At 62.8% G+C, this 12266-nt stretch carries 8 protein-coding genes; 6 read left to right on the plus strand and 2 right to left on the minus strand.

Features of this window, described 5'->3' with window-relative positions:
• The first annotated feature begins 115 nt into the window (after nt 1-115).
• The gene (gene recA / locus BHD07_RS20705; protein ID WP_010969478.1) at nt 116-1201 is read left to right on the plus strand and encodes a recombinase RecA; all 1086 of its coding nucleotides are present in this window, start codon (nt 116-118) and stop codon (nt 1199-1201) included.
• Between the two features lie 238 nt (nt 1202-1439).
• Nucleotides 1440-4103, plus strand: coding sequence for an alanine--tRNA ligase (gene alaS, locus BHD07_RS20710; RefSeq protein WP_338282911.1), 2664 nt, complete (start codon nt 1440-1442; stop codon nt 4101-4103).
• Between the two features lie 47 nt (nt 4104-4150).
• Here alaS and BHD07_RS20715 read toward each other — a convergent pair whose 3' ends face one another.
• On the minus strand, nt 4151-5809 hold the full coding sequence (locus tag BHD07_RS20715) for a SulP family inorganic anion transporter (RefSeq protein WP_338282912.1): 1659 nt from the start codon (nt 5807-5809) through the stop codon (nt 4151-4153).
• Nucleotides 5810-5979: 170 nt separating this feature from the next.
• Between BHD07_RS20715 and BHD07_RS20720 the strand changes: the two genes are divergently transcribed.
• Nucleotides 5980-6828: an AraC family transcriptional regulator gene (locus BHD07_RS20720; RefSeq protein ID WP_338282913.1), complete on the plus strand. Its 849-nt coding sequence runs from the start codon at nt 5980-5982 to the stop codon at nt 6826-6828.
• 84 nt (nt 6829-6912) lie between these two features.
• Here the strand turns inward: BHD07_RS20720 and BHD07_RS20725 are convergent, their stop codons facing one another.
• Nucleotides 6913-8127 carry an NADP-dependent isocitrate dehydrogenase gene (locus tag BHD07_RS20725; RefSeq protein ID WP_338282914.1) on the minus strand — a complete coding sequence of 405 codons (1215 nt, stop codon included), beginning with the start codon at nt 8125-8127 and terminating at the stop codon, nt 6913-6915.
• Nucleotides 8128-8434: 307 nt separating this feature from the next.
• Between BHD07_RS20725 and BHD07_RS20730 the strand changes: the two genes are divergently transcribed.
• The 3 genes from BHD07_RS20730 to murI are packed head-to-tail and all read left to right on the plus strand — an operon-like array spanning nt 8435 to nt 12154.
• Nucleotides 8435-10450, plus strand: coding sequence for an FUSC family protein (locus BHD07_RS20730; RefSeq protein ID WP_338282915.1), 2016 nt, complete (start codon nt 8435-8437; stop codon nt 10448-10450).
• A gap of 50 nt (nt 10451-10500) precedes the next feature.
• The gene (locus BHD07_RS20735) at nt 10501-11331 is read left to right on the plus strand and encodes an RNA methyltransferase (protein ID WP_018095098.1); all 831 of its coding nucleotides are present in this window, start codon (nt 10501-10503) and stop codon (nt 11329-11331) included.
• Nucleotides 11318-12154 (plus strand): glutamate racemase, encoded by an 837-nt coding sequence (gene murI, locus BHD07_RS20740; RefSeq protein WP_338282916.1) that lies wholly within the window; start codon nt 11318-11320, stop codon nt 12152-12154. Before BHD07_RS20735 ends, murI begins: the two co-directional genes overlap by 14 nt.
• Nucleotides 12155-12266 lie beyond the last annotated feature (112 nt).

Genomic DNA, 12266 nt, shown 5'->3' on the forward strand with positions numbered 1-12266 from the left:
TGCCGTGCAATTTCAATTGCTTGACGTGCCATTGCCAAGTTGGAACAAAACATGTACAAAAAGGCTTGCGGCGGCTTCATTGCCTCGATAGCTCCAATAACCTAAAGGTGGACCAATGGCACAAAATTCTTTGCGGCTCGTAGAGGACAAATCGGTGGACAAAAGCAAGGCACTTGAAGCGGCTCTTTCCCAGATCGAACGTTCGTTCGGTAAGGGATCGATCATGAAGCTCGGAGCGAAGGACAGCGTAGTTGAGATCGAAACCGTCTCCACCGGTTCGCTCGGCCTCGACATCGCGCTCGGCATCGGCGGCCTGCCGAAAGGCCGCATCATCGAGATCTATGGACCGGAAAGCTCGGGCAAGACCACGCTGGCGCTGCAGACCATTGCCGAGGCACAGAAGAAGGGCGGCATCTGCGGCTTCGTCGATGCCGAACACGCACTCGATCCGGTCTATGCGCGAAAGCTCGGGGTGGATCTCGAAAATCTTCTGATTTCGCAGCCAGATACGGGCGAGCAGGCGCTGGAAATCACCGATACGCTGGTCCGTTCGGGTGCGATCGACATTCTCGTCATCGATTCGGTGGCCGCACTCGTGCCGCGCGCCGAAATCGAGGGCGAGATGGGCGACAGTCTGCCGGGCATGCAGGCGCGCCTCATGAGCCAGGCGCTGCGCAAGCTTACGGCATCGATCTCCAAGTCAAACTGCATGGTGATCTTCATCAACCAGATCCGCATGAAGATCGGCGTGATGTTCGGCTCGCCGGAAACGACGACGGGCGGCAATGCGCTCAAGTTCTACGCCTCGGTGCGCCTCGACATTCGCCGTATCGGCTCGGTCAAGGAGCGCGAGGAAGTCGTCGGCAACCAGACCCGCGTCAAGGTCGTCAAGAACAAGATGGCACCGCCCTTCAAGCAGGTCGAGTTCGACATCATGTATGGCGAAGGCGTTTCGAAGACGGGCGAATTGATCGATCTCGGCGTCAAGGCGGGCATCGTCGAGAAATCGGGCGCCTGGTTTTCCTATAACAGCCAGCGGCTCGGCCAGGGACGGGAAAACGCCAAGCTCTTCCTGCGGGAGAATCCCGAACTGTTGCGTGAAATCGAGACGGCTCTGCGGCAGAATGCCGGTCTCATCGCCGACCGGTTCCTGGAGAATGGCGGGCCGGAAAGCGACGGCGACGAAGCCGCCGACATGTAATCGGCAGCAACCGTCTGGTTGAAGCATGCGAAGCCGGCCGTCGTCACCCGCGGCCGGTTTTTTGCTGCCCGCTGGACAGCATGAAATGCGGACGATAAAAGCCTGTGGTTCCGACGGCTCGGCCGGCGGGAGGCGTGACGTGATTGAATGCGACGCGCCTAAGCGCGGGGTTGAAAAGTGCGGCTTGCAGCCTGGAGAGATCGGGCTGCCGCCGGAGTGTACACAGATAGGACGCAAGATGAGCGGCGTGAATGAAATCCGGTCGATGTTCCTCGACTATTTCCGCAAGAACGGTCACGAGGTCGTGCCGTCCAGCCCACTCGTGCCGCGCAACGACCCGACATTGATGTTCACCAATGCGGGCATGGTGCAGTTCAAGAATGTGTTCACCGGCCTCGAGCAGCGACCCTATTCGACCGCGGCGACGGCGCAGAAATGCGTGCGCGCCGGCGGCAAGCATAACGACCTCGACAATGTCGGCTACACCGCCCGTCACCACACCTTCTTCGAGATGCTCGGCAATTTCTCCTTCGGCGACTATTTCAAGGAGCGCGCGATCGAGCTTGCCTGGAACCTGATCACCAAGGAATACGGGCTCGATGCCAAGCGTCTGCTCGTCACGGTGTACCATACCGACGACGAGGCCTTCGGCCTTTGGAAGAAGATTGCCGGCCTGAGCGACGATCGCATCATCCGCATCGCGACGAGCGACAACTTCTGGGCCATGGGAGACACCGGTCCATGCGGCCCGTGCTCGGAAATATTCTACGATCACGGCGATCATATCTGGGGCGGACCTCCCGGCTCGGCCGAGGAAGACGGCGATCGCTTCATCGAGATCTGGAACCTCGTCTTCATGCAGTACGAGCAGATCACCAAGGAAGAGCGCGTCGACCTGCCGCGGCCTTCGATCGACACGGGCATGGGGCTGGAGCGCGTGGCCGCCGTGCTCCAGGGCCAGCACGACAATTATGACATCGACCTTTTCCGCGCGTTGATCGCGGCTTCCGAAGAGGCGACCGGCGTGAAGGCCGAGGGGGACCGGCGCGCGAGCCATCGCGTCATCGCCGATCATCTGCGTTCCTCCGCGTTCCTGATCGCCGATGGGGTTCTGCCGTCGAACGAGGGCCGCGGTTACGTTCTGCGCAGAATCATGCGCCGCGCCATGCGCCACGCACAGTTGCTCGGCGCGCGGGATCCGCTGATGTGGAAGCTCCTGCCGGCGCTCGTGGGCCAGATGGGCCGTGCTTATCCGGAACTCGTCCGCGCCGAAGCGCTGATCTCGGAAACGCTGAAGCTGGAGGAAACCCGCTTCCGCAAGACCCTGGAGCGCGGCCTCAACCTTTTGGCGGAGGCTTCGGCCGATCTTTCCGAAGGCGACCAGTTCAACGGCGAGACGGCGTTCAAGCTCTACGACACCTACGGTTTTCCGCTCGACCTCACCCAGGACGCGCTGCGCGCCAAGGGCATCGGCGTCGATACGGACGCATTTACGGCCGCCATGCAACGGCAGAAGGCCGAGGCCCGCGCCAACTGGGCCGGCTCCGGCGAAGCCGCGACCGAGACCATCTGGTTCGAGCTCAGGGATAAGCACGGCGCGACCGACTTCCTCGGCTACGACACCGAGTCAGCCGAAGGGGTCATTCAGGCGATCGTCAGGGATGGTGCCGTCGTCGAGGCGGCCACCAAGGGCGAGAACGTGCAGCTGGTTCTGAACCAGACGCCTTTCTACGGCGAATCCGGCGGCCAGGTGGGTGACACCGGCGCCATCACCACCGAGACCGGCAAGCTTACTGTGACCGACACGCAGAAACGTGGCGAAGGGCTCTTCGTCCACTATTGCACCGTGGAGGAAGGCAGCGTGAAGACCGGCGAAGCGGCTGCCCTGACGGTCGACCATGCGCGCCGTGCGCGCCTGCGCGCCAACCATTCCGCGACGCATCTGCTGCACGAGGCGCTGCGCGAGGTCCTCGGTACCCATGTTGCCCAGAAGGGCTCGCTCGTCGCGCCTGAGCGCTTGCGCTTCGACGTCTCGCATCCGAAGCCGATGACGGCGGAGGAGCTGAAGATCGTCGAGGAGATGGCGAACGAGATCATCGTCCAGAACACGCCGGTCGTCACACGGCTGATGAGCGTCGACGATGCGATCGCCGAGGGCGCCATGGCGCTCTTCGGCGAGAAATACGGCGACGAGGTGCGGGTCGTGTCCATGGGGCAGGGCCTTCGCGGCGCCAAAGCCGGCAGGCCCTATTCGGTCGAGCTCTGTGGCGGTACGCATGTGTCCGCTACGGGCGATATCGGCCTCGTTCGCGTCGTCTCGGAAAGCGCTGTCGGCGCCGGCGTGCGCCGGGTGGAGGCGCTGACCGGTGAGGCCGCGCGAGCCTATCTCAACGAACAGGATGAGCGGGTCAAGACGTTGGCATCTGCCCTGAAGGTCCAGCCCTCGGATGTCCTCGGGCGCGTCGAGGCGCTGCTCGACGAGCGCCGCAAGCTGGAACGGGAACTTACCGAGGCGAAGAAGAAACTCGCGCTCGCGGGTGACGGTCAGAACGGCTCCGGGGATGCTGCCCGCGACATCGGCGGCGTCCGGTTCCTCGGCAGGGTGGTATCCGGCGTCGAGCCGAAGGACCTGAAGAGCCTTGCGGACGACGGCAAGAAGACGCTCGGTTCGGGCGTGGTCGCCTTCGTGGGCGTCAGCGGCGACGGCAAGGCGAGCGCCGTGGTGGCGGTCACCGACGACCTCACTTCGAAAGTCAGCGCCGTGGATCTGGTGCGCGTCGCTTCGGCTGCGCTCGGCGGCAAGGGCGGCGGCGGGCGGCCCGACATGGCCCAGGCCGGCGGTCCGGACGGCGGACGTGCAGCGGAGGCGATCGAGGCGGTCGCCGTAGCGTTGGCCGGTTGAGCGGCGTGGTGCGAAAAGACGAATAATGGGCGCTGCGGCGCCCTTTTTCATGTGCGCAGTTCGCTGCGGATTGTGTCGAGTGCCGCCGGAACCGAGGCGCGCATCAAGACACGCGGTGGACGCACGTGGTGTTGATACAAGGCGCGACGAACCTGCGTATTGGCACCGACGATAATGACGCGCACGCCGATCCTCTCCGCCTTGCGCAACGTCCCTTCGATGATGTTCGCGGCGGTAGAATCCATGAAGGGGATTTCCGAGCAATCGAGAATGAAGTTTCGGCGCTGATCGGCGATCCGATCGAGCACCGCGGCAACGGTGGCTGCCGAGCCGAAGAAGAAGACGCCTGCAATCCGATAGATCACCGTTTCGGGATCGTCGCCGATGACCGGGTGCTCTTCGTCGCCGTTCCCCGCTTGCAGCAGCTCGAGCGACTTCATTTCACCGACCGAGATGTTTTTCGCCATTCGATTGATGAACAGGAGGGCGCCGAGCGCGACTCCGATCACTATCCCTTCTGTCAATTCGCGAAAGACAACGATGAAAAAGGTCGCGAGCAGCACGACGGCATCACCGTAGGACGACCGCAAGAGCGCCATGAAGGCCGGCTTCTCGATCATGTTCCAGGCAACGACTGCAAGCACGCCGGCGAGGGAAGCGAGTGGGATATAGCTTGCGAGCGGTGCGGCAAGCAGCATGAAGAGAAGGAGAAAGACCGAATGCAGCATGCCAGCAACGGGGCTGGTGCCTCCGGCGCGAACGTTGGTTGCCGTGCGGGCAATGGTGCCGGTGACGCAGATGCCGCCGAAGAGCGCCGAACCTAAATTGGCGACTCCCTGAGCAATCAACTCCATGCTGGATCTATGTCTACGTCCCGTCATGCCATCGGCCACCACGGCCGAAAGCAGTGACTCGATCGCGCCGAGAAGAGCCAACGAGACCGCGTCCGGAAACACCGCAACGGCTTTCTCAAGGGAGAGCGGCGGCAAGGTCGGAAACGGGAGGCCGCGCGGAATACCGCCGAAACGGCTGCCGATCGTGTCCGTCGGCAAAGACAAGGCGGCGACGAGGACCGATGCGGCACCAACGGCAATCAGCATGCCGGGCCAATGCGGCCTCGATCGGCGCAGCGCGAGAATGATGCCGATCGTGAGGGTGGCGGTCACCACTGCCGCCCAATTGACCGTGTCGGCAGCCCGGCCGAGTGCCACGGTCTTTTCGACGATCGGCCCGGGTTCGCTACCCGAAAGCGTCAGGCCGAAAAGGTCGCGCAACTGGCTGGCGAAGATGATCACGGCAATCCCTGCCGTGAAGCCGACTGTGACGGGGTAGGGGATGAATTTGATGTACTGTCCGAGGCGCAAGTAGCCGGCCGCAACGAGCATGATGCCAGCCATGGCAGTCGCAAGCAGCAGGCCGTCGATGCCGTGCCGGGCACCGGTCGCGGCGACGAGAACGATGAAGGCACCCGCCGGACCGCCGATTTGGACCCGGCTGCCGCCGAGGAGTGAAACGAGGAAGCCGCCGACGATTGCGGTATAGAGGCCGCGATCGGGTGTTACGCCGGAGGCGATGGCGATGGCCATCGAAAGCGGCAAGGCGACGATGGCGACCGTCAGGCCGGCCAGGGCGTCCGCTTTCAGCCTGGTGCGGCCGTATCCCTCGGCGATCACGCTGACAGTTTTCGGGATAAGAGAATCGGGCATCGGAGAAACCTTCGAGATCCGCCACGTTTGCAGGATCCTGCGCGCCGGGCATTGTCAGCCTATCTGAGTCGCATTGCCGCACAAGCGGAGCGGGCAGCACTTAGGTCAGCAGGATTTGTCAAATCGATCCGTGGTTTGAAGGCGATCGAGCGAAGCGCGGAAGGTTCGATATGACGGGCGGTGCATGGGCTACATATGAGAGGCGGCTTCATCGCGTCTCGGCCTATATCTACGGGCATCTCGATGAAGAACTGGATCTCGGCCGGTTGTCGGAGATCGCATGTCTTTCGCCGCACCACTGGCATCGCATCTACCGGGCGGTAAATGGCGAGACATTGGCGGCGACCGTCAAGAGATTGCGGCTGCAGCGCGCGGCGGCAGAGCTCGTCCAGACCGATCTTTCCGTCGAAGCGATCGCGCGACGCTCCGGCTACCCGAATGTTCAATCCTTCAACCGCACCTTCAAGGCCGTCTATGGCCTTCCGCCGGCGCGCTACAGGAAGGAGGGGAGCCACAGGGCCTTTGAAGCCGCCTCTACGGAAGGAAATGCTGTCATGTACGATGTTGACTTGAGGACGATAGAGCCTCTGACCCTGGCGGGTGTCGCCCATTCCGGTTCCTACATGGGTATCGGCGAGGCGTTCGAAACGCTTTACGGTACCCTTTTTGCACGCGGCCTCTTTCGGCCGGACATGGAGATGGTCGGAATCTACCTGGATGACCCGGAACTCGTGGAGACGGATAAGCTCCGATCCTTCGCCTGCGTGACGGTCAACGGCGAGCACGCGGCCGAGGCGCCGCTGACGCCCCAAAAAATCGAGGGCGGGCACTATGCCGTGCTGCGGCACAAAGGCCCCTATGCCGACATGCCGAAGGCCTATCGATGGCTTTATGGGACCTGGCTTCCGAACTCCGGCCGCGAAATCCGCGACTGCGTCATGTTCGAGAAATATCTGAACAACCCGCGCGAGGTGGCCCCGACCGAGCTGCTTACGGAAATCTATCTGCCGCTCAAGTAATGCGGCTCCATTTTGCTCGTACCATTCAAGCAAGAAACCCGGCACAAGGCCGGGTTTCGCAGTTGTGGTTGTCGGGCTGGCCGCTTAGGCGGCCATTGCCTTCCTGAGGTTCTCGTCGATCTTGTCAAGGAAGCCGGTGGTCGACAGCCAGGGCTGGTCGGGGCCGATGAGGAGCGCCAAGTCCTTGGTCATGAAGCCCGATTCGACCGTATCGACGCAGACGCGCTCCAGAGTTTCGGAAAACTTCGCGAGTTCGGTGTTGCCGTCGAGCTTGGCGCGGTGGGCGAGGCCGCGGGTCCAGGCGAAGATCGAGGCGATCGAGTTGGTCGAGGTTTCTTCGCCCTTCTGGTGCTGGCGGTAGTGGCGCGTCACCGTGCCGTGGGCGGCTTCCGCTTCGACCGTCTTTCCGTCCGGCGTCATCAGCACCGAGGTCATCAGGCCGAGCGAGCCGAAGCCCTGCGCGACGATGTCGGACTGCACGTCGCCGTCATAGTTCTTGCAGGCCCAGACATAGCCGCCGGACCACTTCAGCGCCGAGGCGACCATGTCGTCGATCAGGCGGTGTTCGTACCAGAGCTTCTCGGCCTTGAACTGGGCGGCGAATTCCTCGTCGAACACCTTCTGGAAGATATCCTTGAAGCGGCCGTCATAGGCCTTCAGGATCGTGTTCTTGGTCGAAAGGTAGACCGGAACCTTGCGCTGCAGGCCGTAGTTGAACGAGGCGCGCGCGAATTCGGTGATCGATTCGTCCAGGTTGTACATGGCGAGTGCCACGCCGGCGCCCGGCGCGTCGTAAACGTCATGCTCGATCGTCTGGCCGTCTTCGCCGACGAACTTGATCGAGAGCTTGCCCTTGCCCGGGAATTTGAAATCGGTTGCGCGGTACTGATCGCCGAAGGCGTGGCGGCCGACGATGATCGGCTTGGTCCAGCCGGGAACGAGGCGCGGCACGTTCTTGCAGATGATCGGCTCGCGGAAGATGACGCCGCCGAGGATGTTGCGGATCGTGCCGTTCGGCGACTTCCACATCTTCTTCAGCTTGAACTCCTCGACGCGGCCTTCGTCCGGCGTGATCGTGGCGCATTTGACCCCGACACCGTGTTTCTTGATGGCGTTTGCGGCGTCGATCGTCACCTGGTCGTCAGTTGCATCACGGTTTTCGACGCCGAGGTCGTAATATTCGAGATCGAGGTCGAGATAAGGATGGATCAGCTTGTCCTTGATGAACTGCCAGATGATGCGGGTCATCTCGTCGCCGTCGAGTTCGACGACCGGATTGGCGACCTTGATCTTTGCCATTGATATGCCTCGTAGCTTGCGGAACACCGCGTGCGGCATTCCGACGGTGGGAGAAATCCAGAGCCCTATAGCACTGTGAGCCAGCAAGGCAAAGCATGCTTGGCCGAAACTTTGGAGCAAGGCGGCGAGCTCGGAATCGGCCGGTCGCGCCCGGTCTTCAGACCGGGGGCCGGTCACCTCACGGCTTTGAAAAGACCGCGCGAAAGGCTATTTCAGAAATCGAGCGGCGGCGTGCTTCAACTGTTTTTTGCGCGTCGTCATCCCACAAACGCTGCACGCTGCGGGCGTGCGGACAGGCAGAGGCGCCATGACGTTCAGGCTTCGCTTCCGGGACTGGCTGCTGGCCAATGATCCGGCCTTTTCCCGGCTGCGGCAGGCGTCCCGCATAACGGCGACGGTGGTGATCTCGGTCGCTCTGCTGATCGCCTTCCATTTCATCGCCACACCGCTGCCGCCGGCCGCCTATGGGCTTGCGATAACGCTTTCGATCGAAGGCGGTCTGGCGGTTCGCGACCGGACGGCCTCGGAACAACTGGTCACGCGTATTCTGGCGGTCGTCACGGGCGTTGCGATGGTCACGCTCGCCTCTACGCTGGAGCGCTACCGGCACGTTTCCGATCTCGTTTTTCTCGTGGTCATCTTCGTAGCCGTCTATGGCCGCGCCTTCGGTCAGCGGTGGTTCGCCGTCGGCATGTTCGCCTTCATGTCCTATTTCACCGGAGCCTATCTGCGCCCGTCGCTGGATCAGTTGCCGGCGCTCGTTCTCGGTGCCGGGATCTCGGCGGCGACCGCGCATCTTGTGCGAACCGTCCTTCTTCCGGACGACCGCTACCGTGATCTCCTGAGGGCGATCGCGAGCGTCCAGCAGAGAGTGGATGAAATCCTTCATGAGATCGCAGCGGCTGCGCGCAGGCCCATTCTCAAGGCTGCCGATCGCCGCAGGCTGCACGCGCTGGAGGAGAGATTGAAGGAAGCCGTGTTGATGGCGGAGAGCTTCATTGCGACGGACAACCGCCGCCCGGCGCCGGAACCCGGCGTCGTCTCTGCGGACCTCGCCATCGGGCTCTTCGACATTCATCTTGCGGCCGAGAGCGTGATCGTGCTCAGCCTTCAGGCAATGCCGCCTGCGATAGTTGTCGACGCAGCCCTGGCGAAAAATTCGGACGAGATAGAACGGGGAATGCAGTCGCTGGGCGAGGCGAATGTCAGGCAGCTCGAGGCTGCCAGGGCTCTGCTTTGGCTTCATACGGTTCGAGATCGGCTCGATCGCAGTCTGGGCGCCCTCAAGGAGGCGGACCTCGACGAACCGCATCCGGTGCCATCTCCTGAGCCCTCGGCGGCAACGGCTCGCTTTTCCATGGCCGACCCGGCTTTACGGAGCGCGATCCAGATTACCCTCGCCTCGGGCATCGCAATGGTGTTCGGCCTGATGCTTTCACGCGAGCGCTGGTTCTGGGCGGTTCTCGCTGCGTTCCTCGTCTTCACCAATACGCGCTCCCGCGGTGATACCGCAGTGAAGGCCTTGCAGCGGTCGGCCGGCACATTGGCGGGCATCGTCGTCGGACTCGCGGCGGCAAGCGCGATCGGCGGGACTGTCTATATAGTCCTGCCCCTTGGTGCGGCCTGCATCTTTCTGGCCTTCTATTTCCTCCCGGTCTCCTACGCGACCATGACCTTCTTCGTCTCGGTCGTCCTCTCTCTCGCCTACAGCCTGCTCGGCGTTTTGACGCCGCAGCTTCTGGAGCTGCGTCTCGAGGAGACCCTTGTCGGCTCGGTCGCCGGCGCGGCGGTGGCTTTCGTCGTGTTTCCGACGAAGACCCGCACGACGCTCGATGGCGCGATCAGAAACTGGTGCGACAAGCTCGCCGAATTGCTGGAGGAGGCAAGGAGGGGAACGTCCGGCCTTGATCTCGTCACCCGGTCGCAGGCGCTCGACCGCGCCTACAGGGACCTGGCCGCTGCCGCCAAACCGCTCGGCGTCTCCTGGCAGCTCGTCACCCGCCCGGGGCATGTGCGCCAGACCCTGGCGGTGTTCATGGGCTGCACCTATTGGGCGCGCATATTCGCGCGAAAGATGTCGCAGGCCGCGGAAAGCCCGGATGACTTCGCGGCGCAGATCGCGGAAAATCTGAAGCTCGCAAGCAAGGTGCGCGAAACCGGAGCGGACTATTTCTACCGGTCCCGGAGCGTCGCTGCGCCGGTCGAGCGTCATCTGCCGGTATCGCGCGACGACGCAGGCCTTGGACTGGAGATGGTTGCCGTTTCGCTCGAGCGTCTTCATTCGCCGCGCGTGCGGCCCGCCGGGCAGGAGCGCGGGCTTTAAATCCGCGTCCATATATGCGAGGGAAGCGCCGAACAGAAGGCACACAGGCGATGGCAGGCACAAACAGCGAGCGCGAACTTTTGACGGAAGGTCCGGCGATCATTCTCGCCTTTCCCCAGCTCGGCGAGAATATCGGCATGGTGGCGCGCGCCATGGCGAATTTCGGCCTGTCCGAACTGCGCCTCGTCAGCCCGCGCGATGGCTGGCCGAGTGAAAAGGCACGCTCCGCCGCCAGCCGCGCCGATCACGTGATCGACGGTGCCAAGCTCTACGAAACGCTCGAAGAGGCGCTCGCCGACCTCAATTTCGTCTACGCGACCACCGCGCGCGACCGCGACGGCTTCAAACCCGTGCGCTCGCCGATCGTCGCCGCCCGGGAACTCCGTCACCGGTTCAAGGAGGGCGAGAAGGTCGGCATCATTTTCGGCCGCGAGCGCACCGGACTGACCAATGCCGAGGTCGCGCTTGCCGACGAGATCGTGACCTTCCCGGTCAATCCCGCCTTCGCTTCGCTGAACCTCGCCCAGGCAGTGCTGCTCATGTCCTATGAGTGGCTGAAGACCGGCATGACCTCCGAGGACGAGACATCTTTCCAGGCGAGCCAGCAGCGCCCGGCGACGAAGGAGCAGTTGCATGGGCTCTGCGAGCATCTGGAAGAGGCACTCGACGCGCGCAACTATTTCCGTTCCGCCGACAAAAAGCCGAAATTGGTCGAGAATCTGCGCGCGGTTCTGACCAGACCATCCTTTACCGAATCGGAAATCCAGGTGCTGCGCGGCGTCATTTCTTCGCTCGACCGTTTCACGCGCGAAAATCCGCGTGGCTCCGCAGCTCCGCCCGGGCATAGCAGGAAAGAACAGAGCGGCGGTGACAAAGACTGAGCTGAAGCCCATTCTCGTCTTCGACAGCGGGATCGGTGGCCTGACGGTGCTGCGCGAGGCGCGCGTGCTGATGCCGGAGCGGCATTTCATCTACGTCGCCGACGATGCCGGTTTTCCCTATGGTGGCTGGGAGGAGGGCGCTCTGAAGGAGCGGGTGATCGCTCTATTCGGTGGGCTGCTTGCCGAGCATGATCCGGAAATCTGCATCATCGCCTGCAATACGGCATTCACGCTCGTCGGCGCGGATCTGCGCGCCGCCTATCCGCAGATGACCTTCGTCGGCACCGTTCCGGCCATCAAGCCTGCGGCCGAGCGCACCCGTTCCGGCCTCGTTTCGGTGCTTGCGACTCCGGGAACCGTGAAGCGCGCCTATACCCGCGATCTCATCCAGTCCTTCGCCTCGCAATGTCACGTCAGACTGGTCGGCTCGGAGAACCTCGCGCGCATGGCGGAAGCCTATATTCGCGGCGACGCATTGGGTGACGAGGCGGTTCTCGCCGAGATCGCGCCCTGCTTCGTGGAGGCGGAGGGAAAGAGAACCGATATCGTCGTGCTGGCCTGCACGCACTATCCTTTCATGGCCAATGTTTTCCGCCGGCTGGCGCCCTGGCCGGTAGACTGGCTGGATCCGGCCGAAGCGATCGCGAGGCGGGCGCGTTCGCTGGTGCCGCTGCCGAACGGGTTCGAGCCATTGAACGGCGAGGACCCGGCGATCTTCACATCGGGCAATCCCGATTTCGCGACACGCCGTCTGATGCAAGGCTTCGGCTTGAGAGTTGTTGCCGCTGCCGCAACTGCGGACAGGCGCGAAGCGGTCACCTGAATCGGCGCACGACATTGCTGCGCATGTCCGAGAGCGGCATTCGAGCGCAACTATTCCCTGTGGGTTTCCATAATCGGCGGCACGTTCGAGCGCGATCCATGCTAGGTGTTGC

The sequence above is a fragment of the Sinorhizobium sp. KGO-5 genome, assembly GCF_036245905.1.
In the GTDB taxonomy this organism is placed as follows: Bacteria; Pseudomonadota; Alphaproteobacteria; order Rhizobiales; family Rhizobiaceae; genus Sinorhizobium; species Sinorhizobium meliloti_A.